Source organism: Brevundimonas sp. GW821-FHT02A10 (genome assembly GCF_059422025.1).
Window position 1 is genome coordinate 1,073,460 of sequence record NZ_JBWKWC010000001.1, and the last position, 23,816, is coordinate 1,097,275.

General features: G+C 67.7%; 23 protein-coding genes. 11 read left to right on the top strand and 12 right to left on the bottom strand.

Annotated features, from left to right (window positions below):
* Positions 1-36: 36 nt before the first annotated feature.
* Complete coding sequence (locus tag AC07U0_RS04955) at positions 37-723, bottom strand: TetR/AcrR family transcriptional regulator (protein WP_494718903.1); 687 nt, start codon at positions 721-723, stop codon at positions 37-39.
* A 78-nt stretch (positions 724-801) separates the two neighbouring features.
* Between AC07U0_RS04955 and AC07U0_RS04960 the strand changes: the two genes are divergently transcribed.
* On the top strand, positions 802-1,932 hold the full coding sequence (locus AC07U0_RS04960; RefSeq protein WP_494718904.1) for an FAD-dependent oxidoreductase: 1,131 nt from the start codon (positions 802-804) through the stop codon (positions 1,930-1,932).
* 11 nt (positions 1,933-1,943) lie between these two features.
* On the opposite strand, the gene AC07U0_RS04965 is transcribed toward AC07U0_RS04960, so the two are convergent.
* The gene (locus AC07U0_RS04965) at positions 1,944-2,564 is read right to left on the bottom strand and encodes an SCO family protein (protein ID WP_494718905.1); all 621 of its coding nucleotides are present in this window, start codon (positions 2,562-2,564) and stop codon (positions 1,944-1,946) included.
* Between the two features lie 87 nt (positions 2,565-2,651).
* Between AC07U0_RS04965 and AC07U0_RS04970 the strand changes: the two genes are divergently transcribed.
* On the top strand, positions 2,652-4,136 hold the full coding sequence (locus AC07U0_RS04970; protein ID WP_494718906.1) for an ActS/PrrB/RegB family redox-sensitive histidine kinase: 1,485 nt from the start codon (positions 2,652-2,654) through the stop codon (positions 4,134-4,136).
* 92 nt (positions 4,137-4,228) lie between these two features.
* Entirely contained in the window at positions 4,229-4,786 is a 558-nt protein-coding gene (locus tag AC07U0_RS04975) for an ActR/PrrA/RegA family redox response regulator transcription factor (RefSeq protein ID WP_494718907.1), read from the top strand.
* Positions 4,787-4,789: 3 nt separating this feature from the next.
* Here the strand turns inward: AC07U0_RS04975 and mmcB are convergent, their stop codons facing one another.
* From mmcB to AC07U0_RS04995, 4 genes are all read right to left on the bottom strand, one after another.
* Complete coding sequence (gene mmcB, locus AC07U0_RS04980) at positions 4,790-5,215, bottom strand: DNA repair putative endonuclease MmcB (RefSeq protein ID WP_494719190.1); 426 nt, start codon at positions 5,213-5,215, stop codon at positions 4,790-4,792.
* A 77-nt stretch (positions 5,216-5,292) separates the two neighbouring features.
* Positions 5,293-5,847: a GNAT family N-acetyltransferase gene (locus AC07U0_RS04985; protein ID WP_494718908.1), complete on the bottom strand. Its 555-nt coding sequence runs from the start codon at positions 5,845-5,847 to the stop codon at positions 5,293-5,295.
* The gene (locus AC07U0_RS04990; RefSeq protein WP_494718909.1) at positions 5,844-6,311 is read right to left on the bottom strand and encodes a universal stress protein; all 468 of its coding nucleotides are present in this window, start codon (positions 6,309-6,311) and stop codon (positions 5,844-5,846) included. Before AC07U0_RS04990 ends, AC07U0_RS04985 begins: the two co-directional genes overlap by 4 nt.
* 108 nt (positions 6,312-6,419) lie before the next feature.
* Positions 6,420-6,896, bottom strand: a complete 477-nt coding sequence (locus AC07U0_RS04995) for a hypothetical protein (protein WP_494718910.1) — start codon at positions 6,894-6,896, stop codon at positions 6,420-6,422.
* A 108-nt stretch (positions 6,897-7,004) separates the two neighbouring features.
* Here AC07U0_RS04995 and pgi point away from each other — a divergent pair, with 108 nt between their 5' ends.
* Positions 7,005-8,603, top strand: a complete 1,599-nt coding sequence (pgi, locus tag AC07U0_RS05000; protein ID WP_494718911.1) for a glucose-6-phosphate isomerase — start codon at positions 7,005-7,007, stop codon at positions 8,601-8,603.
* A gap of 61 nt (positions 8,604-8,664) precedes the next feature.
* On the opposite strand, the gene AC07U0_RS05005 is transcribed toward pgi, so the two are convergent.
* Positions 8,665-9,099 carry a YMGG-like glycine zipper-containing protein gene (locus tag AC07U0_RS05005; RefSeq protein ID WP_494718912.1) on the bottom strand — a complete coding sequence of 145 codons (435 nt, stop codon included), beginning with the start codon at positions 9,097-9,099 and terminating at the stop codon, positions 8,665-8,667.
* A gap of 264 nt (positions 9,100-9,363) precedes the next feature.
* On the opposite strand from AC07U0_RS05005, the gene AC07U0_RS05010 reads away from it, so the two are divergent.
* Together AC07U0_RS05010 and AC07U0_RS05015 are read left to right on the top strand one after the other, a co-directional pair.
* The gene (locus AC07U0_RS05010) at positions 9,364-10,767 is read left to right on the top strand and encodes a tetratricopeptide repeat protein (RefSeq protein WP_494718913.1); all 1,404 of its coding nucleotides are present in this window, start codon (positions 9,364-9,366) and stop codon (positions 10,765-10,767) included.
* A 69-nt stretch (positions 10,768-10,836) separates the two neighbouring features.
* A complete protein-coding gene (locus AC07U0_RS05015) occupies positions 10,837-12,351 on the top strand; it encodes a tetratricopeptide repeat protein (RefSeq protein WP_494718914.1) in 1,515 nt (504 codons plus the stop codon).
* 34 nt (positions 12,352-12,385) lie between these two features.
* Here the strand turns inward: AC07U0_RS05015 and AC07U0_RS05020 are convergent, their stop codons facing one another.
* Positions 12,386-12,820, bottom strand: a complete 435-nt coding sequence (locus AC07U0_RS05020; protein ID WP_494718915.1) for a DUF2141 domain-containing protein — start codon at positions 12,818-12,820, stop codon at positions 12,386-12,388.
* A 235-nt stretch (positions 12,821-13,055) separates the two neighbouring features.
* Between AC07U0_RS05020 and groES the strand changes: the two genes are divergently transcribed.
* From groES to ligD, 4 genes are all read left to right on the top strand, one after another.
* Positions 13,056-13,343, top strand: coding sequence for a co-chaperone GroES (gene groES / locus AC07U0_RS05025; RefSeq protein WP_492034640.1), 288 nt, complete (start codon positions 13,056-13,058; stop codon positions 13,341-13,343).
* A gap of 54 nt (positions 13,344-13,397) precedes the next feature.
* Positions 13,398-15,044 carry a chaperonin GroEL gene (groL, locus tag AC07U0_RS05030; RefSeq protein WP_494718916.1) on the top strand — a complete coding sequence of 549 codons (1,647 nt, stop codon included), beginning with the start codon at positions 13,398-13,400 and terminating at the stop codon, positions 15,042-15,044.
* Between the two features lie 160 nt (positions 15,045-15,204).
* Positions 15,205-16,287, top strand: a complete 1,083-nt coding sequence (locus AC07U0_RS05035; protein WP_494718917.1) for a hypothetical protein — start codon at positions 15,205-15,207, stop codon at positions 16,285-16,287.
* A 69-nt stretch (positions 16,288-16,356) separates the two neighbouring features.
* On the top strand, positions 16,357-18,933 hold the full coding sequence (gene ligD, locus AC07U0_RS05040) for a DNA ligase D (protein ID WP_494718918.1): 2,577 nt from the start codon (positions 16,357-16,359) through the stop codon (positions 18,931-18,933).
* Positions 18,934-18,980: 47 nt separating this feature from the next.
* Here the strand turns inward: ligD and ku are convergent, their stop codons facing one another.
* The gene (gene ku / locus AC07U0_RS05045) at positions 18,981-19,838 is read right to left on the bottom strand and encodes a non-homologous end joining protein Ku (protein ID WP_494718919.1); all 858 of its coding nucleotides are present in this window, start codon (positions 19,836-19,838) and stop codon (positions 18,981-18,983) included.
* A 168-nt stretch (positions 19,839-20,006) separates the two neighbouring features.
* Between ku and AC07U0_RS05050 the strand changes: the two genes are divergently transcribed.
* Complete coding sequence (locus AC07U0_RS05050) at positions 20,007-20,333, top strand: hypothetical protein (RefSeq protein ID WP_494718920.1); 327 nt, start codon at positions 20,007-20,009, stop codon at positions 20,331-20,333.
* A gap of 3 nt (positions 20,334-20,336) precedes the next feature.
* Here AC07U0_RS05050 and AC07U0_RS05055 read toward each other — a convergent pair whose 3' ends face one another.
* From AC07U0_RS05055 to AC07U0_RS05065, 3 genes are read right to left on the bottom strand one after another with little or no spacing between them, the layout of a single operon-like run.
* Positions 20,337-20,519, bottom strand: coding sequence for a hypothetical protein (locus AC07U0_RS05055; protein ID WP_494718921.1), 183 nt, complete (start codon positions 20,517-20,519; stop codon positions 20,337-20,339).
* Positions 20,516-21,700, bottom strand: coding sequence for a PepSY-associated TM helix domain-containing protein (locus AC07U0_RS05060; protein WP_494718922.1), 1,185 nt, complete (start codon positions 21,698-21,700; stop codon positions 20,516-20,518). Before AC07U0_RS05060 ends, AC07U0_RS05055 begins: the two co-directional genes overlap by 4 nt.
* The gene (locus AC07U0_RS05065) at positions 21,610-23,754 is read right to left on the bottom strand and encodes a TonB-dependent receptor (RefSeq protein ID WP_494718923.1); all 2,145 of its coding nucleotides are present in this window, start codon (positions 23,752-23,754) and stop codon (positions 21,610-21,612) included. The genes AC07U0_RS05060 and AC07U0_RS05065 overlap by 91 nt, the downstream gene beginning before the upstream one ends.
* Positions 23,755-23,816 lie beyond the last annotated feature (62 nt).

The following is a 23,816-nucleotide window of genomic DNA, read 5'->3' on the forward strand; positions in this document are numbered from 1 at the left end:
TGCAAAAGGATTATCACTTTAGGGGAGCCCCGGCCGCTATCGGGTCTCCGCCAGCGCCACGACGCCCGTCAGGATCAGGTCCAGCCCGGCCAGAAACTGGGCCCGGTCGTCATGATCGGCCAGCCGCGCCGCGACCTTGTGCACAAAGGGATACCGGGCCGGATCGCGCTCGATCCAGCGATCGGCGACGGCCTTGAGAAAGCCCTCGCGGTCCACCTCGGCCGGATGTCCCCGGGCGTTGGCGGCGTTCTGGCCGGCGACGCCCAGCACATAATTCAACAGGGCCGAACCCGCGTCGAACAGGGACTCGCCCGGCACATTGAGCGCCAGCAACCGTCCGCCGATCCCCTCGATGATCTCCACCATGGCCGAGCCGGCGGGATCGCGGAACAGCTGGATACCGGCCCAGGGATGGGCCTCGATGGCGTCGAAGACGGCCAGGGCCACGGCGCGGATGCCTGCGCGCGGATCGGTCTCGACCTCGATCCCCTCAAGCGCCCGCGCCATCACGGCGTTGGAGGCTGCGGTCATCAGCTCGGTCTTGTCGGCGACGTGCCAGTAGATGGCTCCCGCGCCCGTAGACAGTCGCGCCGACAGCGCGCGGAAGGTCAGCCCCGCTTCTCCCTCGGCGTCGAGCAGGGCGATGGCCGCGGCGACGATCCGCTCTTTGGAAAGCGCCTCCCCGCGCCCCTTGGCCGGCGCCGTTTTCGTATCCGGGATCATGCCCCGTCTTGACACGAATGGAACGCCGTTCCAATTGGCAAATCTGGAACGACGTTCCAGACAATCAGGAACTCCCCCATGCCCCCTTATGTTTCCATCGTCGGCGCCGGGCTCGGCGGCCTCGTCCTCGCCCGGGTGCTTCATGTTCATGGCATCGCCTCGACGATCTATGAGGCCGACGCCTCGCCGGAGGCCCGGACCCAGGGCGGGCTACTGGATATCCATGAGGAAGACGGTCAGGTCGCGCTGCGAGCCGCCGGCCTGATCGACGCCTTCCGGAGCCTGATCCACGAAGGCGGTCAGGCCTCGCGCACCCTGGACCGGCACGGAGCCCTGCTGCTGGAGGAGGCCGACGACGGCGCGGGTGGCCGCCCCGAGGTCCTGCGGGGCGAACTGCGCCAGATGCTGATCGATTCCCTGCCCGAGGACACGATCCGTTGGGACCGCAAACTGTCCGGCGTCACGGCGCGGGGCGATGGTCGACACACCCTGATCTTCACGGACGGCTCGACCGTCCAGACCGACCTTCTGGTGGGAGCCGACGGCGCCTGGTCACGGGTCCGCTCCCTGCTGTCGGACGCCCGCCCCGAATATGTCGGCGTGACCTTCGTCGAGACCAGTCTCTCCGACGCCGACGCCCGCCACCCGGCTTCGGCCGAGGCCGTCGGCGGCGGCGCCCTGTTCGCGCTGGAGCCCGGTCAGGGGATTTTCGCCCACCGCGAGCCCGGCGGGGTGCTGCACGCCTATATCGCCCTGAAGCGTTCGGCCGACTGGATCGACACCGTCGACTTCGACGATGCTGACGCCGCGAAGGCCCGCATCGCCGCCGAGTTCGCGGGCTGGGCGCCGGCGCTGGTCGCCCTGATCACCGACAGCGACACTTCACTCGTCCCGCGTCGGCTCCATACCCTGCCGAACGATCATCAGTGGCCCCGCACCCCGGGGGTAACGCTGGTGGGAGACGCCGCCCACCTGATGCCGCCCGCAGGCGACGGGGCCAATCTCGCCCTGCTGGACGGCGCCGAACTGGCCCTCGCCATCGTCGCCCATCCGGATAGTCCCGAAGCCGCGCTCTCGGCCTATGAAGCGACCATGTTCGCCCGCAGCCACGCCGCCGCCGAGGGCTCCCACGCCATGCTGGAGATGCTGTTGGGCGACACCGCGCCCCACGGCCTCGTCGACTTCTTCACCGGAATGGAGGCCGCCTGAGGGGGAGGGCCTCAGCCCCGCGCCATCACCCGCTCGATCAGCTGGGCCGATTTCTGCGGCCCCAGATCATAGGCCAGAGGCGCGCGGAACTTGCCGTCCGGCCCCATCAGATAGACAGTCAGGGTGTGGTTCATGGTGTAGGTCTCGCCCTCGCCGACCTTCTGGTAATAGGCGCGGTATTCCTTCGCCACGGCGGCGATCTGCTCCGGCGTCCCGGTCAGGCCGACGACGCCCTCGGGGAAGCCGTCGGATTCCAGATAGTCCTTCAGGGCTTTCGGCGTGTCGCGCGCCGGGTCGACGCTGACGAAAGCGATCTGCAGGTCCTTCGCCTTGTCGCCCATCTGTTTCTTCGTCGCCGCCAGCCCGGTCAGGGTCGTGGGGCAGTAGTCGGGGCAGTAGGTGAAGCCAAAGAAGACCAGGGTCCATTTGCCGTTCAACATCGTCTGGTCGACCGTCTGGCCGTCCTGATTGACCAGCTGGAAAGGCCCGCCGACGGCCGGTTGGCCCGTCGATGAGGCCTCCGCCGTGACGCCGCGCTCGCGTCCGGTGACCACCACCACGGTGACGGCGGCCAGTGAGGCGGCGATGATGAAACAGGCGGCGGCGAACAGCAGGATGGAACGGCGTGGCATTTGGTCTTTCCCGGCGCTGCCGACAGACGGCCGCGAGCGGTCTATAGAACGGCCGTGGACATCCGTGAAACCGCCTCTTCCTCCGCTATGACGTCGCAGCCCCCCCTGCTGGGCGGCGAGGGCCCCGCCGACCACTGGCGCGACCTGCCCCGGCGCGGCCGCGGCCTGACCCTGCGCACTCTGATCATCCTGCGTTGGCTGGCTCTCATGGGTCAGGCCGCGACCATCTGGGTGGCGCATGAGCTGCTGCATTTCCCGCTGGCGGTCTGGCCCTGCGTCGCGACCATAGCGGCGGGGGCGGCGGTCAATCTGGCGGCCCTGCTGCACCTCCGGCGCACCGACAACCGCCTGCCCGACGGCCGCCAGACGGCGCTGCACCTCGGCTTCGACATCCTCCAGCTCTCGACCTTGCTGGGCTTGACCGGCGGGCTGGAGAACCCCTTCTGCCTGCTACTGGTCGCGCCGGTGACAGTGGCGGCGGCGTCGCTTCCGGGCCGTCAGGCCATCGGCCTCGGCTTTCTGGTCCTGATTGCCACAGGCGTCCTGTTCAAATGGTCCCTGCCCCTGCCCTGGCAGTCGGGCACAGAGCTGATCCTGCCCCTCCTCTACCGGATCGGCCTGGCCATGGCTCTGACCACCGGGGTGGTCTTTACCTCCGCCTATGCCTGGCGGGTCGCGGCGGACGCCGAGAAGCTGGAGCTGGCGCTGGCCACCACCCAGGACGTGCTGCAACGCGAGCAGCGTCTTGCCGCGCTCGGCGGTCTGGCCGCGGCGGCAGCGCACGAGCTGGGCACGCCGCTCGCCACCATCCAGGTCGTGGCCAAGGAGATGCTGCGCGGCGCCCCCGCCGACAGCCCCGAGGCCGAGGACGCCGCCCTGCTGCTGCAACAGGCCGACCGCTGCCGCGAGATCCTGACCCGCTTGTCCCAGCGGCCCGAGGACGGCGATCCCCTTTATACGGAGGTGGGCCTCAAGGCCCTGCTCAATGAGGTCGTCGATCCGCATCTGGGCTTCGACCTCGACATCACCATCGCGACCACCGCCGCCGACGGCCAGCCCGCTCCGCAGGTGAAGCGCCTGCCCGAGGTGGTCCACGGCCTGTCGGCCCTGGTCGAGAACGCCGCCGATTTCGCCGCCTCGGCCGTGCGGGTCTCGGCCAATGTCGATGAGGACTGGATCGTGGTCGAGGTGCTGGACGACGGCCCCGGCTTCGCCCCAGACATCCTGCCGCGCCTCGGCGAGCCCTATGTGACCAGCCGCCCGCACGGCAAGGCGCGCCGGGCCCTGGCCGCCCAGCTGCGCGCCGCCGCCCGACCGGCGCGGGTGGGTCTGGGCGTCGCGCTGGGTCGCCGCAAGGACGCTTCACCGCCTCCGCCGCCCTTCCCGCCCCTGCCCTCGACCGAGGCGGTCATCCCCAGCCAGGGCGGGATGGGGCTGGGCTTCTTCATCGCCCGCACCCTGCTGGAGCGGACCGGCGGCCGGGTCACGGTCGGCGCAGGTGACGGCCCGATCGGCCATCGCGGCGCCCGGGTCACCGTGCGCTGGCCCCGATCCGCGCTTGAAATCGCCTGATTACAGGCGCTTCCTCGGTCGCGACCAAACGCCGCGCATGTCTTGACCCGAACGGTCTGGACCGCGACTTGAGGCCCATGGAGACTCTTGAAATGTCAGGCATCGAGGACCGCGTCGCCGCGCTTCACGATAAAACCCTTCTTCTGCTCGACGACGATCAGGCCCTGCGCACCCGGATGGGGCGGGCGCTGGAATCGCGCGGCTTCGACGTCACCACGGCCGGATCCCTGGCCGAGGCGACCGATGCGCTGAAGACCTCGCTTCCCGCCTATGCCGTGCTCGACATGCGGCTGGAGGACGGCAACGGCCTGAAGATCGTCGAGGCGATCCGCGAGCGCCGCGAGGACGCCCGCATCGTCATGCTGACCGGCTACGGCGCCATCGCCACGGCGGTCGCGGCGGTCAAGGCCGGGGCGGTCGACTATCTGTCCAAGCCCGCCGACGCCGACGATGTGGTCAAGGCCCTGCTGGCCATCGGCGACGCCTCGCCCGAGCCGCCCGAAAACCCGATGAGCGCCGACCGGGTGCGCTGGGAACACATCCAGCGCGTCTATGAGCTCTGTGACCACAACGTCTCGGAGACTGCCCGCCGCCTGGGCATGCACCGCCGGACCCTGCAGCGCATCCTGGCCAAGCGCGCGCCGCGCTAGGGTCTACTCCCTCAGCGTTCGCATCGCCCCGAGCCGAGCAAACGCCAGCGTCAGCGCTTTGCGACGCGCAGGCGCCAGCGCCAGCACCGGCGCGTCCCTGACCACCGCCCCGCCGAAGGCATCGGCGACGATCAGACCGGGCTCATCCGGCAGGACGCCTTCCGGGAACTCCGGGGCGACGGCGAAGAAGAAGGCGTCGCAGAAGGGGGCGTACTCCGGCCATTTGCGGTCGACGCGATAGTCCTCGATGCCGGACTTCACCTCGCAGATGACGATGTCGCCCTTCCTCCCGATCGCCATGACATCGGCGCGCCGTCCATTGGGCAGGCAGACCTCCAGCAGCGGCGCATAGCCCATGTCGATCAGCAGACGCGCCGCCCCGCGCGTCACGGAAAGCGTGGTCTCGGGCCGGCTGAAGACGAGTTCGATATCGAGAAGGGCGCTCACTTGCCCATTATGTTCCGGGTCCGTTCCGGTTTCAACCGGCGCCCATCAGACGAAAGACCTCAGACGAACCGCTTGCGGTTCTCGCGCCATTCGGTCGCCGTCTGACCCCAGATATCGACGCGATAGGCGTCTGATGGCGGCGGCAACTGGCCCGGCCCCCGATTGGTCGATCCCAGCCGTTCCGCCAGTTTCGCCGAAGCCACATTGTCCGGAGCGATGGTGTGGATGAGATCCGTCCAGCCCAGAACGTCGACGGCATAGTCCATCGAGGCCACGGCCGCCTCCAGCGCATAGCCCTTGCCCGTGGCGTCGCGATGCAGGCTCCAGCCGATCTCGGTCCCCGGCCACTGATGCGGAAACCACGGGCCGATCCGGCCGACCCACTGCCCGGTCTCCTTTTCGATCACCGAAAAGAAGCAGGCTCCCGTCAGGCTCCACGCCCCGGCGCACGCCATCACGATCCGCCAGGTCTCGGAGGCCGTCTTCGGCCCGCCGATGAAGCGCGTCGTCTCAGCATCGGACTGGAAATCGCACCAGCGCTCGAAATCGCTCATCGCCATGGGGCGCAGGATCAGCCGCGCCGTCTCGATCACCGGCCCCTGAACCCCCGTCACGCCAGATCCTCGATCTCGGCGTCGGTCAGCTCGCCCGGCACGATGGTCACCGGCAGCTTCCTGCCCGTGAAGGCCGCGCCGTGCTTGAGCACCGCCGAAACCAGAGGTCCCGCCGACTTGCCGCCCCCGGCCGAAGCCAGGACGAGAATCTTGATCTCCGGATCGTCGCCGACGGTCTTGCGGATCGCCGCCTGGGCGTCGCCGGTCTCGATGATGAACAGGGGTTGGGCGCCCGAACGTTCGGCGGCCTCGGCGCCCAGACGGGTCAGCAGGGCCTCGGCCTCGGCCCTCTGCTGGCGCTGGATCTCCTCGCGCACCCCGGCCCAGTGCTCGTCGGAACTGTCGGGAATGACGGCCAGAAGCGCGACCCGGCCGCCGGTCGAACGGGCCCGGCGCGAGGCATAGCGCAGGGCGGCGTCGAACTCGGGGCTGTCGTCGACGACAACCAGAAACTTCCTGGGCATGGGGCTCACTGCGGCCGCGACCGCTCTCGACGCGGCCTGCCCCCACTCAAGCGCGTTTTGCTCCCTGCGCCAATCGGGTCGTTTGACCGACCCCGGACCGAAGGGGTCTCAGACTTCCGGCTGCGGCGGCGAGGTGATCACCTCGACATTGTCGTTGAGCAGATAGGACAGCTCCGACAGGGCGACGGCCCGGGCTTCCGGCGTGGTCGCGGCCTCGACGGCGGCGATCTTCTTCGGGATGTCCTCGGAAATGCCGCGCAGGATGCATTTCAGGTCGCCGTCCGTGCCCCGCTCCTTGAGGATCAGATGGCCCTGCATATCGGTCTGGGACAGATGGGCGGCGCGGTCCTTGAAGCCGGTGAAGTCGGCGCCGGTCAGGAAGCCTGCGGCGTCCGCGGCCTTTGCCGCGGCCCAGGCGTCGACCACGGCCTTCAGCGAGGTCGACTGGCTGACGATGTCGACGAACAGGGGCTCGCCGGCGACCGAGACCGGGGCGCCCGCCACCGCATGGGGCTGGGCTGCGGCGACCGCCACATTGGGGTCGCTCATCATCAGGGCGAGGCTCAGGGCGAGACCACAGGACATCGAAACTTCTCCGCCGGATCAATTCAGGAATCAGGACCGGAATAACCGTTGAACCGGCTTACGCCTGACCCGTAAACGACACCTTGAGATCGACAGGAAACGTTTACCATGACCGACTGGACCGCGTTTGACGCCGCCGCCGCCCGCGACGCCGAGGCCCGCATCGTCGATCAGTTCACCGCTGACCCCGACCGGGTTGGACGGATGGGCGTCGAGGCCGCCGGCCTCTATCTCGATCTGTCGAAACAGGCCTGGACCCGCGAGGGCTTCGAGACCTGCCTCGATCTGGCCCGCTCGGCCGGGGTCGAGGCCGCCCGCACGCGCCTGTTCGGCGGCGAGGCCATCAACTTCACCGAAGGCCGCGCCGTCCTCCATCCCGCCCTGCGCGCCGGGAAGGGTTCGAACTTCATCGCCCTCGGCGAAGCCGTCTCGGCCGAGGTCGACGCCGTCCGCGCCGACATGGCCGCCTATGCGACCGCCGTCCGCTCCGGCGCCGAGACGGGCGCGACGGGCAAGCCCTTCACCGCCATCGTCCACATCGGCATCGGCGGCTCGGACCTCGGTCCGCGTGTGGTCTGGGACGCCCTGCGCCCGCTCGATCCGTCGATCGACCTGCGCTTCGTCGCCAATATCGACCCCCGCGACATGGCCGAGGCCCTGACCGGCCTCGATCCCGAAACCACCCTCGTGGTCGTCGTGTCGAAGACCTTCACCACCCAGGAAACCCTCGCCAACGCCGAAGCCGCCAAGGCCTGGCTGGCCGCCGGCCTGCCGGAAGCCGGACGCGACAAGCATTTCATCGGCGTCACCGCCGCCCCGGAAAAGGCCGTCGCCTTCGGCTGCGCCCGCACCTTCGCCTTCCGGGACTGGGTCGGCGGCCGTTACTCCCTGTGGTCGGCGGTCAGCCTGAGCTGCATCATCGCCCTGGGTCCCGACGTCTTCGAGGCCATGCTGGCTGGCGCCGCTGCCATGGACGATCACTTCGTCTCGGCCCCGCTGGAAAAGAACGCCCCCGTCCTTCTGGCCCTCGCCCAGATCTGGAACGTCGACGGCCTCAACCGCCCGGCCCGCACCGTCGCGCCCTACGCCCACGCCCTGCGTCGCCTGCCCGCCTTCCTGCAGCAGCTGGAGATGGAATCGAACGGCAAGCGGGTGCATCGCGACGGTTCGCCCGTCACGCGCCAGACCTGCCCCGTCGTCTTCGGCGAGCCCGGCACCAACGGCCAGCACGCCTTCTTCCAGCAGATCCATCAGGGCCCGCAGGTCGTCCCGGCCGAGTTCGTCATCGTGGCGAAGACGCATGCGGACGCCCCGGAATCCCCCCTCTGGTCCAACGCCCTCGCCCAGGGCCAGGCCCTGATGCTGGGCAAGACGACGGAACAGGCCCGCGCCGAACTGCTGGCCTCGGGTGCGAACGCCGCCGAGGCCGACCGTCTGGCCACACACAAGACCTTCCCCGGAAACCGCCCCTCGACGGCCATCGTCATGGAGCGGCTGACGCCCGAAACGCTGGGCGCCCTGCTGGCCCTCTATGAGCACAAGACCTTCGTCGAGGGCGTGGTCTGGGATATCAACTCCTTCGACCAGTGGGGCGTGGAACTGGGCAAGGTCCTGGCCAAGGCCATCCTCAAGGACGTGTCGGCGGGCGGTCCCTCGGCCGATCTCGATCCCTCGACGGCAGGCCTGCTGACCCGTCTGATCCGCTAGGCCCCAGACGCGAAAACGGGCGCCGAAGCGCCCGTTCCCCGCCCTTGCTGACGTCCGCGCCTTACCAGCGACGGTCGTAGCGATAGTCGCGGCGGTCATAGCGACCGCGGTCGTAGTCGCGGCTGTTGATGCCGTGCTCACGCTCCCAGTGACCTTGGTTGCGATAGCAGCGGCCGTCGCGGAAATAGCCGCAGTCCGGACCCCGATCGTAGCTGTAGCCGTAGCCGCCACGATAGTTGCGGTCGTCACGCGAGTTCGAGGAAGCCGCGCCCACCGCGGCGCCCGCCAGGGCCCCGCCGGCGACATAGCGGCCGTCGCCGTTGCCGAGGATGGCGCCCGCGATGCCGCCGATGGCGGCGCCGACCAGGGCGTTCTTGGCGGTGTTGTCTTCGCGATGATCGCGGTCGCGATAGCTTTGCGCATCAGCCGAACCGGCCAGCAGGCTCAGGGCCAGAACGGGAGCCGCAGCGGCGGCGGCGAACTTGAACTTCATCATGGTGCGTCTCCTTGCAAGATGTTGGGCCGGCGGATGCCGACTTGATGATGCCTTTCTACGACTTCGCTTCTGAACGACCCGGGTTCGGCGCATTCATTTTCGGTTCAGCTTCGTAAAGCCGCGCCCGACCGATCTTGTCCCCCGCCCGTGAGCCGCATACCGTTGGAATTCAAAGGGGGCGTGATGATCCGCAGGCGTAGCGTATTCGGGGTGTTGGCGTGCCTCGTGGTCGCGGGATGCGCCATCAATCCTCCCGCGTCCCGCATGCCGGCGCCGTCCCCTCCGCCGCCCCCGATGGTCGCGGAGCCCCCACCGCCTCCACCGCCTCCTCCTGCCGCCGCTGCTCCGCCCCCTCCCGCCGACGTGCGCATCTCGGCCCGGTCGGAGATCAGCCCGACGGACGTCCCCGGTCTCCTCCCCCTCCATGTCGATCCGGTCGAGGCCTCCGAGGCCCTGATCACTCTCGCCTCGACCCGCTACGCCGCCGACGACCTCAAGGGCGCGCTGGAGGCCTTGGACGCCGCTGTCGCCGTGGTCGAAAAAGCCTACGGGTCTGACGACGTTCGCCTCGCCCGTCCGCTCGGCTCGCGCGCGCGGCTGAAGATCGACGCCGGCGACTATCCGTCCGCCCACGCCGACCTCGACCGCGCCCTGGCCCTGCGCCGTGCGGGCCGCACCACATCAGACGCGGACGCCCCCGACGCCGCCGAGATCGCCACCCTCATCTACGACCGGGCCAAGGCCTATGACGCCCAGGGCCGCAACGAGGAGGCCGAGGTCGCGGCCCGCCAGTCCTACGACCTGCGCCGCGCCGTGCTCGGTCCCGTGCAGGAAAAGACCGCCGACAGCCTCAACCTCTACGCCAACACCCTGACCGCCCAGGGCCGCCACGCCGAGGCCGACCCCGCCTATCGTCAGGTGCTGGGCATGTATGAGGTGCTGCACGGCCCCAAGGACTTCCACCTGGCCATCGTCCTGTCCAACCTCGGCAATTCGCTGCGCCGCACCGGCCGGGCCCGCGAGGCGGCCCCCCTCTATCGCCGCGCCGTCTCGGTCGCTGAGGTCTCGGGCGACAAGGTCCTGCTGGCCCAGTGCCTGACCAACTACGGCTGGTTCCTGCATACGCAGGGCGATGGGAAGAAGGCCGAGATCCAGTTCCGCCGCGCCCTCGACCTCGCCGTGGCCCTCGTCGGACCCGATCATCCCTTCGTCGGCGCGGTGCGCGCCAACATCGGCTTCAGCCTGCTGGACCAGAACCGCCCCGCCGAGGCCGAACCCGAGTTCGCAGCCGGCCTCCACGCCCAGGAGGCAGGCCTCGGTCTCGACAGCCCCGATCTGGTCGAGACCCTCGGCGGCTATGGCCGCACCCTCGCCGCCCTGAACCGCCCGGCGGAGGCGGAAGCCCTGTTCCTGCGCGGCCGCACCATCGCCGCCACCCGCCTCGCCGCCGCCCATCCGATCGGGCTCGATCAGTCGGGCCTCTACGCCGGCTTCCTGCTGGATCAGAACCGCCCGGGCGACGCCCTCGCCGAACTGCGCGGCTCGCTGGGAACCCTGGTGGGTCACGCTTCGGGCGGCCGCGACTGGCGCACCAGCATCAGGGGCGCCGGCCCGCTGTTCGAACAAAGGGTCCAGGCCGACTGGCGTCTGGCCTCTGCAGCGCCCTGACATCTCGGCGAACGGGAATCGTCAGGCGACGTCGCCGCCCTTCGGGTTCAGGATGAGATCATGAAGGGGATGGGGGCAGCTCTGGGATTGATCGTCGCGCTCGCGGCCTCGCCCGCCCTTGCCCGCGATCCCGACCGCGCCGCCGTCCAGACCCAGGCCGACGCCGATGTGAAAGCCGCCTCGGCCGCCCAGTCGGCCAATGACTGGGAAACCGCCGCCCGCGCCTACCGCGCCGCCTGGATGGGCCATCGTAAGGCGCTGGGATGGCGCTCGGTCGCCGCCGCCACCGACGCCTATAATCTCAGCGAGATGCTGACCGCCGCCGGGCAGACGGACGAGGCTGCCCACGTCCGTCGTCAGGCCATCACTGAACGGATGCGCGCCATCGGCGGCGGCGGGATCGATCTCGCCGACCTGTGGAAGCTCGAGGCCCGGGCGCTCGAAAGCGCCAAGCCGGATCAGTCCGAGGCCGCCTGGCGGACCGCCCTGACCCTCTATGAGGCTGATCCGCGCCATCTCGATTCCGCCGTCGAGGCCGCCGCCGGCGTCGCCCTGACCTGGTCCGTGCGCGTCCGACCCGAACAGGGCCTGCCCTGGGCCGAGCGGTCGGTGTCTCTTTCCGAGCGCGGCGCCTCGCCGTGGATGAAGACCTGGGCCCTGACCACGCGCGGCCGCCTCAAGTCCGAGGCCGGGGATTTCGAGGGCGGGCTGGTCGACCTGCGGGCGGCGGTCGCCACGCGCAATCCCGACGACGGCAATCCCCTGCAGCAGCTCGCCCTCGCGCTGGACGCCCAGGGCCGCTACGACGAGGCCGCCGCCGTTCTGGACGCCGCCATCGCCGCCTTCGAACTACAGGGCGCCGCCGGTCGCGCGGGCCTCGCCGAGGCGCTCAACACCCTCGGTCAGGTCCGCACCAGCCAGCAGCTCTATGTTCAGGCCGAGGCCATCTATCGGCGCGGCCTCGAAGTCGCCGCCGACGACCCGTTCGAGACCTCGGTCATCAACGCCAATCTCGGTTGGAACCTCGACCGTCAGGGCCGCTACGCCGAGGCCGAGCCCCTTCTGCGTCAGGCCGTGATCGATATCCGCGCCCATGAGGGTCGCGAGACCCGCAACACCGGCTTCACAATCGGAAATCTGGCGGGCGACCTGCAGGCTCAGGGGCGGCAGACCGAGGCCCTGCCCCTGCTGCGCAAATCCTATGAAAGTCTGGCCCGGACCATCGGGCCCGAGCACCCGGCCATCGGCTGGACTGTCAACGCCCTGGCCGGTGCCGTCGCCGCCGTCGAGGGCCCTTCCGCGTCCGAGCCCTGGTTCCGTCAGGGCATCGATCTGGCGCGACGCCGCATGCCGCCCGGCCATCCCCAGGCCACGGAACGCGCTGAGGACTTCTCCCGCGTCCTGCTGAAGGCCGACCGCCCCGCCGACGCGCTCGACGTCCTGCGGCCCGCCGGTCAGGCCGCCCTGTCGCGCGCCGGAAGCGCCAGCGAGACGGTCCAGTCCCAGCGCGCCTTCAACCGCAGCCGCAGCCTGTTCCGCCTGACGGTCGAGGCCGCCTGGGATAAGGCGGCCTCTCCCTCATAGGACCCGACGCAGTACCGCCGGGTCGCACACCCGGTCAGTTGGCCGGGTATTCCATCGCCACCGTCAGGGCCAGATCGCCCGAGGCGGGGACCGTGAACTTGACCTGATCGAAGGTCGGGACGGCGCGCAGGGTCTCGCCGTGCAGCATGCCCCAGCCCTCGGCCGGGCGGCCGTTGACCATCTTCATGTCCTTGTCACCGTCGGCGTCGTGCAGGGCGGTGATCGAATAGTCGCCCGGCGCCACGTCATGCAGGGTGAAGGTCCGGGTTCCCGCCGCCGGATCGGAGATCCGTTCGCCGTAGACGCCTTCGTGTTTCATGAACTGGCTGCGGGTCTGCAGCCCGACCAGCAGTTCGCCGCCGCGCGCCTGGACGCCGGTGAGGGTCACGGTGACGTCTCCGGCGAAGGCCGATCCGGCAGTGGCGGTGAGGGCCGCAGCAGCGGCCAAGGCGATCAGAGAGGCTTTCATTGTCGTTCGTTCCGAATGTCGACGGCGCCAATCGCCGTCTGCAATGTTCTTTATGTTGCAAAGTACATTGCGTCAAGCGCCCCATTCTTTAACCCCGTCACCGAACCTTGCCTTGACCCGCCGGGCCTCCCCTCCTACTTGCACGGCGCGTTAGCACTCTCAGGCGCCGGCTGCCAAAACGCCGGTCCGGAGCGCTACCGAGGAAACATTAGAAGTCTCACCGGAGAATATGCAGATGGCGTTTCGTCCTCTCGGCGATCGCGTGCTGGTCAAGCGCGTTGAAGAAGAATCCAAGACCAAGGGCGGGATCATCATCCCCGACACCGCCAAGGAAAAGCCGCAGGAAGGCGAAGTCGTCTCCGTCGGCCCCGGCGTTCGCGATGAAACCGGCAAGGTCAACGCTCTCGAGCTGAAGGCCGGCGACCGCATCCTGTTCGGCAAGTGGTCGGGCACCGAGGTCAAGCTGGAAGGCGAAGACCTGATCATCATGAAGGAATCCGACGTCCTGGGCGTGCTGTCCTAAGCACCCGCGTCGACGACCTTCTTCTTCGAAAACACCAGATAAGGAGCTGCCTCAATGGCTGCCAAGATCGTACAGTTCAACACCGACGCGCGCGACAAGATGCTGCGCGGCGTCAACGTCCTCGCCAATGCCGTCAAGGTGACCCTGGGTCCCAAGGGTCGCAACGTCGTGATCCAGAAGTCCTTCGGCGCTCCGCGCTCGACCAAGGACGGCGTGTCGGTCGCCAAAGAAATCGAGCTGGAAGACGCCTTCGAGAACATGGGCGCCCAGATGATCCGCGAAGTCGCTTCGAAGACGAACGACAAGGCGGGCGACGGCACCACCACCGCCACCGTTCTGGCCCAGGCCATCGTGCAAGAGGGCCTCAAGGCCGTCGCCGCCGGCATGAACCCGATGGATCTGAAGCGCGGCATCGACAAGGCGGTCACCGCCGTCCTCGAAGAGATCAAGTCCAACTCCAAGCCGGTCTCCAACAACTCGGAAATCGCCCAGGTCGGCACCATCTCGGCCAACGGCGACCTCGAAGTCGGCACCCTGATCGCCGAAGCCATGGCCAAGGTCGGCAACGACGGCGTCATCACCGTTGAAGAAGCCAAGACCGCCGAAACCACCGTCGACATCGTCGAAGGCATGCAGTTCGACCGCGGCTACCTGTCGCCCTACTTCATCACCAACGCCGACAAGATGGAGGTTCAACTCGAAGAGCCCCTCATCCTGCTGTTCGAGAAGAAGCTGTCGTCGCTGCAGGCCATGCTCCCGATCCTGGAAGCCGTGGTCCAGTCGGGTCGCCCGCTGCTGATCATCGCCGAGGACATCGAGGGCGAGGCCCTGGCCACCCTGGTCGTCAACAAGCTGCGGGGCGGCCTGCGCGTCGCCGCCGTCAAGGCTCCGGGCTTCGGCGACCGCCGCAAGGCCATGCTGGAAGACATCGCCGTCCTGACCGGCGGCCAGGTCATCTCGGAAGACCTGGGCATCAAGCTCGAGAACGTCACCCTCGACATGCTCGGCAAGGCCAAGAAGGTCACCATCACCAAGGACGACACCACCGTCGTCGAAGGCGTGGGTGAAAAGGCCGACATCGAAGCCCGCGTCGCCCAGATCAAGGCCCAGATCGAAGCCACGACCTCGGACTACGACAAGGAAAAGCTGCAGGAACGTCTGGCCAAGCTGGCCGGCGGCGTCGCGGTTCTCCGCGTCGGCGGTTCGACCGAAGTCGAGGTGAAGGAAAAGAAGGACCGCGTCGACGACGCCCTCAACGCCACGCGCGCCGCGGCTGACGAAGGCATCGTTCCCGGCGGCGGCATCGCCCTGCTGAAGGCCTCCAAGATCCTGGCGGGCGTCACCGGCGACAACGCCGACCAGACGGCCGGCATCGCGATCATCCGTCGCGCCCTGCAGGCTCCGATCCGTCAGATCTCGGAAAACGCCGGCGTCGAAGGTTCGATCGTGGTCGGCAAGGTGCTGGAAAACGACAGCCCCACCTTCGGCTTCAACGCCCAGACGGAAGAGTACGGCGACCTGGTCGCCATGGGCGTCATCGACCCCGCCAAGGTGGTCCGCACCGCCCTGCAGGACGCCGCCTCCGTGGCCGGTATCCTGATCACCACCGAAGCCGCCGTGGCTGACGCTCCCAAGAAGGGCGGCTCCGGCGCCCCCGACATGGGCGGCGGCATGGGCGGCATGGGCGGCATGGACTTCTAAGCGGAAGGGCGGGCCTCAGCCCGCCCGAACGCCCCGGCGCAGGCCGGGGTCCAGAAGCTCAGCCCAGGCTGAAACTGACGAAACCCTGGCTGTCTCAGCCAGGGTTTCGTTAGGGAGCAATTTATGATTTTGTGTTGTTCTCAAATCGAAGTGCTCCTATGTGAGCAGCCCTTCACGTGGAGACTTGCGATGTCCAAATCTATTCAAGGCGGCGGCGGCGGACATCGCGGCGGCGGCGGCGGCTAAAAAGCAGTTTCTAAAAACCCCGGTATTGTGCCGGGGTTTTTTGTTGGACCGGGGGGCTCACGTGAACTGGAACGATCGGAAGGAGCCGTCTGGCTATATTTTCGGCGCCGTCGCAATTTTCGCGGCTATCCAGGTTCTGCTGATCTTGATCCGGATCATCCTGCCCCTGGCTTTCACCTCCTTTCCCGGATGGGCCGTTGGCTGGTTGGACGCAGTCGTCATCGGCTGGGGCATCAACCTCGTCTATGTCGGGATCACCCTTGTCATTTACCTCGTACAGCGAGTCGGCAGCGATCCGTCAGATCATGGATTCGAGCGGCTGGTCAGATATCTTCTCAGCGCATACGACAACACTGCCAGCTCGGATGTAATAGAAGAAAAACAGAAAGAAATCCGTAGAATCGGTGCTTACTGTGAAAGAACCGAAACGAAAATCACTGTTAGTGATTACCACAAGGCAACAAATTCATTTAAAGTCGAAGTCAGAGACATCCGACATATAAAGAACTTGTTCAAAGACGTCTCGTTTCGAAACGATGATTTCGACATCACGGTTGAGCCCGATCCGGTCGACATGGAACTTCTGGGAGAGGTTACGGTTCTATCCCTGACCCCGGATGGAGGTGTAAAGAAGACATTCATAGAAGATACGAGGTCAATAAAACTTTCCGACGAAAGCAAAGTATATAAGGCAATACTTGATATCGATATACCGCCTCGCTCAAAGGCAATTTTTGATTTTAACTACAACATACGACAATTAAACAACGGGCCGTTCTGGTATTCAACAAAACTTTACACGCCCAGCTCAAATATACTGTTCAAGAACCTGACCGGCATGCCCATTACGGTCAGCGTAGTGGGCGGGGCCGATCAGACCACGCCAGAACCCGTGGTAATCGAGAACGGGTCTTCCGGCTTCGTCAGCGTCTACAGTGGACCGCTTGGCGCCTCCGTCCGGAAGGAAATGACTATATCGGCGATGACCGGCGGCTGACGACCACAACTCGTCCTCCGGTGATCCAAACCCCTTCCCAAACGTTGCCGTTCGGACGAGGAGGCGGCGATGCTGGGCGAGCTGAAGACCTATCAGGCGAAGCGGAATTTCGGGGAGACGCCGGAGCCGAAGGGGAAGCAGGCGAAATCGAACACACCCGGCGGTCGCTATCTGATCCAGCGCCACGCCGCCACGCGGCTGCATTATGATTTCCGCATCGAGGCGGACGGGGTGCTCAAGTCCTGGGCGGTGACCAAGGCGCCGTCGCGGGACCACACCGTCAAACGGCTGGCCGTCGAGGTCGAGGACCATCCGCTCGACTACGGCTCCTTCGAGGGCACCATTCCGGGCGGCAACTACGGCGCCGGCACGGTGCAGATGTGGGACACGGGGACCTGGGCGCCGCAGGAGCCGGATCTGGAGGCCGCCTTCAAGAAGGGCCAGATCAAGATGATCCTCGACGGCGAACGGCTGAAGGGCAAATGGGCCCTGATCCGGCTCCGGTCCGACCGCGGCAAGCCGTCCAAACGGAACAACTGGCTGCTGATCAAGGAGATCGACGAATACACCGTCGACGGCGAGGGCGACGCCAATATGGAGATCGACGCCTCGGTCACGACCGGCCGGACGATGGCCGAGATCGCCGACGGCAAGACGCAGTGGACCTCATCCAAACCCACCGGCCGCAAGGCGCCGCCCAAGCCGAAGGCCTCCAGGGCCCAGACCTCCACGGCGACGAAACCCCACGCCTTCGTGCCCATCCAGCTCTGCTCCATCGCCGACTATCCGCCCTCGGCCGCCGGCTGGGCGCATGAGATCAAGTTCGACGGTTACCGGCTCCAGATCGGGGTCGGCGGCGGCCGGGCGACGTTGCGCACCCGCAAGGGCCTCGACTGGACCGACCGCTTCCCCGAACACGCCGCCGACGCCGCGAAATGGCCCGACGCGGTGATCGACGGAGAGCTCTGCGCCCTGACCGAAGACGCCAGCCCGGACTTCTCGGCCCTGCAGGCGGCCATCTCGGACGGGGACACCGGCGGCCTGATCTATTTCGCCTTCGACCTGCTGTTCGAGGGATCGGAGGACCTGCGCGCCCTGCCCCTGTCGCACCGCAAGGCGCGGCTTCAGGCTTATCTGGACCGCATCCCCAAGGCGGCGGCGAAACGCATACGTTACGTCGATCACTTCGCCTCCAGCGGCAAGGCGGTGCTGGAAAGCGCCTGCCGGATGGATCTCGAGGGCGTCATCTCCAAACGGCTCGACGCCCCGTATCACGCCGGCCGGTCGGCTTCCTGGGTCAAGTCCAAATGCCGGGGCCGCGACGAGGTGGTCATCGGCGGCTGGACCTCCGAAGGAGAGCGTTTCCGCTCCCTGATCGTCGGGATCAACGAACCCACGGGCCTGCGCCCACTCGGCCGTGTCGGCACGGGCTACGCCGCGCCCCTGCTGAAGACCCTTCTGCCCGCGCTCGAAAAGGCCGCCGCCGACCGCAGCCCCTTCGCCGGCCCGGCCCCGAGGAAGACCGGCGGCGAGACGATCCACTGGCTCAAGCCCGTCCTCGTCGCCGAGATCGAGCACGGCGGCTATACCGACTCGGGCTCGCTCCGGCAGGCCGCCTTCAAGGGCCTGCGCGACGACAAGACCGCTCCCGAGGTCGACGCCCTGCCTCAGACGCCGGCCATGCCGAAGGGCGACAAGGCCGCGCCTCCTCCCAGGCTGACCCTGACGAAGACCGCTGCCAAACCCGGCAAGCTCGTCGTTGCCGGGATCACCATCTCCCATCCCGAGAAAATCCTCTGGCCCGCCCATGACGGCGAGGACCCGATCACCAAGGCCGACCTCGTCCGCTATTACGAGACCGTCGCCGAACGCCTCCTGCCCCATGTCGCCGACCGCCCGACCTCGATCATCCGCGCTCCGGAAGGCATCGGCGGCGAACAGTTCTTCCAGCGCCACGCCATGCCCGGCTCCAACCCGCGGCTGAAGCTGATCGATGTGCATGAGCGCAAACCCTATGTCGCCGTCGTGGACGTCGGCGGCCTGGTCGCCATCGGCCAGTCGGGCGGGCTGGAGCTGCACCCCTGGGGCTGCGCGCCCGGCGATCCCGAGACGCCGGAACAGATCACCTTCGACCTCGATCCCGACGTCGGCCTCGACTTCGCCGATGTGATCGCGGCCTCGAAGGTCGTGAAGGCGAAGCTGGAAACGCTCGGCCTCAACCCCTTCGTCAAGACGACCGGCGGCAAGGGGCTGCATGTCGTCGTCCCGATCAGGACCGACGCCCGCTCGAAGATCAGCTGGGAGCAGAACAAGGCCTTCGCCAGGGCCGTGTCCGAGGCCATTCGCCTCGACGCCCCCGACCGCTTCACCACGACCCTGGCCAAGAAGGCGCGGGGCGGAAAGATCTTCCTCGACTATCTGCGCAATAGCCGGATGGCGACGGCGGTCGCTCCCTGGTCGCCCCGCGCCCGCCCCGGCGCCGGCATCGCCTTCCCCCTCAGCTGGGGTCAGGTGAAGGCGGGGCTGGACCCGAAAGCCTTCAACATCCGCACGGCCCCGGCCCTGCTGAAGAAGGCCGATCCGTGGGCGGACTTCCGCGACGGCGCGGTCAGCCTGAAACCGGCGCTGAAGAAGATGGGGCTTTGATCTCTCCGCTCATCCCCGCGCAGGCGGGGACCCAGAGCTTCAAACGATCAGGCCGCCTTCTTCTTCGCGGCCGCCTTCTTCACCGGAGCCTTCTTCACCGCCGCCTTCTTCGCAGGAGCCTTGCCCGACGCCGATCCCTTCAGACTGTTCCGCAGCGCCGCCATCAGATCCACGACATTGGTGTCGTCGGGCTGTTCGACCTCGACCAGACCCTTGCCGCCCTTCTGCTTGGCCTTGATCATATCGCGCAGGGCATCGTCGTAGCGATCCTTGAAGGTCGTCGGATCGAAGTCCGCCTCCTTCTGGGCGATGATCCGGGTGGCGATCTCGACCATGTCCTTGTCGGGCTTCACCGCCGGGATGTCGTCGAAATAGTCGTCGGCGTCGCGGACCTCGTCATGGGCGCGCAGGGACCAGGCGACCAGCCCCTTGCCGCGCACCTCCAGCGCCAGCTGCCGCTCGCGGCCGCGCAGCACCAGACTGCCGATGGCCACCTTGCCCGCCGCCTTCATGGCGTCGCGAATGACGGCGAAGGCCTCGGCCCCGACGCCCTTCTCCGGCACGACGAAGAAGGGATCGTCCCAGTACAGACGGTCGATGTCGGCCTCGTCGACGAAGCTGTCGATGGAGATGGTGTGGGTCGTCTCCAGCTTCACCTTGTCGAAGTCTGCGTCGTCGAACAGGACGTATTCGTCCTTCGACACCTCATAGCCCTTGACCAGATCGGCCCGCTCGACCGGGCCGGTGTCCGGATCGGTCGGCACCATCCGGATGCGATTGTTCGTCTCCGGATTGATCAGGTTGAAGCTGACGTGGGCGTTCGACGCCGTCGCCGTGTAGAGCCCCACCGGACAGGTCACCAGCGACAGCTTCAGATGGCCGTGCCAGGTCGGTCGCGTCGCCATGATCATCTCCCCTTGTGGAACGCGGAGTCGAACGTCACAGCCGCGGAAGCGTTGCCCCACGCCGTCCCGGGACAATTCGCCCCTCCCGTCGCCCATTCGTCACTCGACGAACAACCTGCGGTCCGGCAGGGTGGGGTTCGTAGCTTCACTGTCTGTCGGAGACCCGTCATGCGCCGCCTCATCGCCGCCGGAACCCTCGGCCTCGCCGCCCTGCTGTCGGCCTGCACGACAATCCCGACCCAGCCCCGGGCCTACGGCGACCTCTCCGACCGGCTGAAGGTGGTCGAGCGCGGCTATCCGCAACCGGGCGGCCCCTGCTGGCTGCTGGGCGAGACCTACAAGACCTCGGAACTGTTCGATGACAGCGCCGACCTTCTGGCCTGCCCGCGCGAGTCCGTGCGCGATCCGCGCGTCACCTCGGTCGGCCGCCGCGTCGGCGAGTTCGAGGGGGTGATCATCTTCTCCGTGCCCCGGTCCGCGACCGCCGCTCACTAGGGCCTATCGGCGTCTGAACCGGGCCCAGGCCACGGCGACCGCCGAGGTCGCCAGCAGGGCCGCGCCCAGCCCGTCCCACAGGCCGTTCTCCAGCAGCGCCCCCACCAGCCCGATCAGGGCCAGGACGCCGAGGATCAGCGGAACGCCGAACACGGCCCATGCCGTGAGATCCTTCCCGCGCTTCACGCCCGCTTCCTCTTCTTCGCGAGCCAGAGGTAGAGGCCCGAGCCGAGGATGACGATGGTCGCGAGGTCCAGCAGGCCCCAGACGATCTTCAGCCCCAGTCCGCCGTAGTCGCCGAAATGCAGCGGCTGCGACAGGCTCAGCGCCTTCACATACCAGGGCGTCGGGGCCACCGCCGCCAGCTCCCCGGTCCGCACGTCGATCAGGGCCGGGGTGGTCAGGTGCGCCGTCAGCGGCGTGTCGCCGTGGAAGAAGACGGCATAGTGGTGATCCGTCGAATAGTCGGTTCCCGGGAAGGCCACGAACTGCAGCGTCTTGCCCGGCAGGGCCTGTTTCGCCCGCGCCACGGCCTGATCCAGCGAGGCCCGCTCGCCGGTCGCGACCGGGGCCGCATACTCCGCCGTCAGTTCCTTCAGCGCCGTATTCTTCCACACGGTCAGGATCGGCGTCGCGAGCGTATTCACCACCCCGGTCAGTCCCACCACCGTCACCCAGGCCACGGTCACGATACCGAGCAGATTGTGCCAGTCCAGCCAGCGGGTGCGCGCGGCCTTCTCCAGCCTCAGCGTCCCGAACGGCAGCCGGCGCATGAAGGGGGCGTACAGGACCACACCCGAGACGATGGCCGCGATCAGCAGCAGACCCATCGCGCCGAGGAACAGCATCCCGGGCAGGCCGAGGAACATGTCCGTATGCAGCTGCAGCAGGAACTCCAGCAGCGGATGGCCCGCGACCGGCGGGGCCGCCTCGCCCGTCGTCTGGTCGATGGGCTGGAAGTGGAAGGCCGTCGCCGGGCCGTCGGCGGGGCGGCTGGTGACGTTCACCACCGGCCGGTCCTCGTCGAAGCTCACGAAGGCGGGCACGTCGCCCGGCTCCCGCGCCAGCGCCGTGGCCAGAACCTCGTCGAGGCTCTTCTTCGGCGCATCGGGTTCAGCCGCCTGCCAGCTCTGGTCGAGCAGCAGATGGTTCAGCTCATGCGTGAAGACCAGCGGCAGGCCGGTCAGGCACAGCATCAGCAGAAAGGCGGTCGAGACGAGGCTCGACCATTTGTGAACCCAGGACCAGGCGCGGATCGTGCCGGGCGTCATCCGCCTCAGAAGTCCGTCGAGATCGAGACCCGCAGGGTGCGCGGCGCGCCCAGCGTCAGATAGTTGGCGCCCGGATAGCCGCCGACGGCGACCCACTGATCCTTGTCGGCCAGGTTCTCGACCCGGGCCCGCAGGGTGACCGGCTGGTCGGCGACATTCAGCTCATAGCGGACGCCTGCGTCGAACCGGGTCCAACTGCCCAGCTGGACCGTGTTGGCCGCATTAACCTCCTGCTCGCCGGTGTAGACCCCGCGGCCTTCCAGCGTCAGGCCGGCGAGCTGCGGCACGTCCCACTCGAGGTTGACGTTGCCCTGGAACTCCGGAACCCCGATCGGATGGGCGCCGCCCTCGACCTCGGCGTCCAGCCAGGTCAGGCCGCCCAGCAGGCGCAGGCCCGAAACCGGCTCACCGAAGACGCTGAGCTCGACGCCCTGGTTCTGCTGTTCGCCGCCCGAGCCGTAGGTGCCGGTCGTGGCGCTGGTCGGGGTGAAGAGCTCGGTCTGCAGGGTGGTTCGGAACAGGCTGATCGAGCCACCGAAGGTCCCGGCGTCATATTTGGCGCCGACCTCGAACTGCTCGCCGACGAACGGGTCCAGAACTTCTCCGGCGTTGGTCACCGTCACGCCGTTGACCACGGCCGGCGCGACCTTCCCGGGGATCAGGGCCTCGGCGTAGTTGGCGTACAGCGAGACCCGGTCGACCGGCTTGAACACCACCGCAAAGGCCGGGGTGGTGGCGTCGCCCGTGTAGGACGAGCCGAGGGCGCCGGTGTTGTAGTCGTAGGTCTTCGTCTCGATGTTCTGGTAGCGGACGCCCGCCGTGACCAGCAGCTTGCCGTCCATGAAGGACAGCATGTCCGCGAGAGCCAGGCTGGAGTTGTCGACCCGCTCGGTCACGTTCGGGTTCGACAGGTCGCCCGAGAAGCTGACGTTCGCCGGTGCGGCGATGGCCACGGGGTTGGTCAGGGTTCCAACCAGCAGACCGCCGAAATTGCCCGCCCAAGCGTTCTTCGACTTCGACTGCACCTGCGAGGCCGAGGCCACGATCCGGTGCCCGACCGAACCGGTGGTCAGCTCGGCGCGGACGCCGACATCGCCCGACCAGACGGTGTCCTCGCGGACGTTGTCAAAGCGATAGGTGCTCAGATTGCCGGCGGCGTCGGCGCTCGGGTTGGCCAGGACATTGTCTTCCTTGCCCTGACGGCCGCCGAAGGCCGCCCAGGCCGTCACGCTTTCGGTCAGGTCGAACTCGCCGCGTGCCGCGCCGAAGACCTGTTTCTCGTCGGTATAGGTCCAGGGCTGGGCGTAGTTGACGTCGGCCGAGGGCGCGGCCGGAACGGCGCCCGACGGCGTCACGGTCGGACGCGGGGCGTCAATGTGATGGTCCTGATAGCCGACGTCGACCGAGAAGCGGGCCCGCTCGCCGCGACGGTCCAGACCCAGGCCGATGGCGGTTAGCTGGCGATCCTCGCCGTCGACCGTGCTCTCGCCGTCGCGACGGACGATGTTGAGACGGGCGCCGTATTCATTGTCCGCGCCGAAGCGGCGGGCGACGTCGCCGGCCAGATAGAGTTCGCCGCCGCCCTCGACCCCGGCGGTCACACGCGTCAGGGGCTCGGCGCCCGCCCGCTTGGGCGTCAGGTTGAAGGCGCCGCCGACGCCCGATCCGCCGGGTGCCGCGCCGTTCAGGAAGGCGGTCGCGCCGTGGAAGACCTCGACCCGCTCCAGGAACTCCGACGCCACGAACTGGCGCGGCAGGATGCCGTAGAGACCGTTATAGGTCATGTCGTCCGAATAGACCGGGAAGCCGCGGATGACATACAGCTCCTGGAAATTGCCGAAGCCCTTGGACACCCGCACCGCCGGATCGTTCTGCAGCACGTCGCCGACGCTGCGCGACTGCTGGTTCCGCGACAGTTCCTCGGTGTAGCTGGTCGTGGCGAAAGGGGTGTCCATCACGCCCAGCGATCCGAACAGGCCGACGCGACCACCGCGCGCCACCTGGCCACCGGCATAGGGGGCGGTCAGGGTGACCTGCGAACCCGTGACAATGACCTCTTCCAGCTCCGTGGCGTCCTGAGCGGTCTGGGCGAAGGCCTGACCGGAAACCGCGAAGACGCAGCAGGAGGCGAGGAGGACGGAACGGAACATGGGCGCGACTTTCAACGGCGTCGGGGAGGACGCAAATCTGAGAATGGGTCGCAATATCTGAA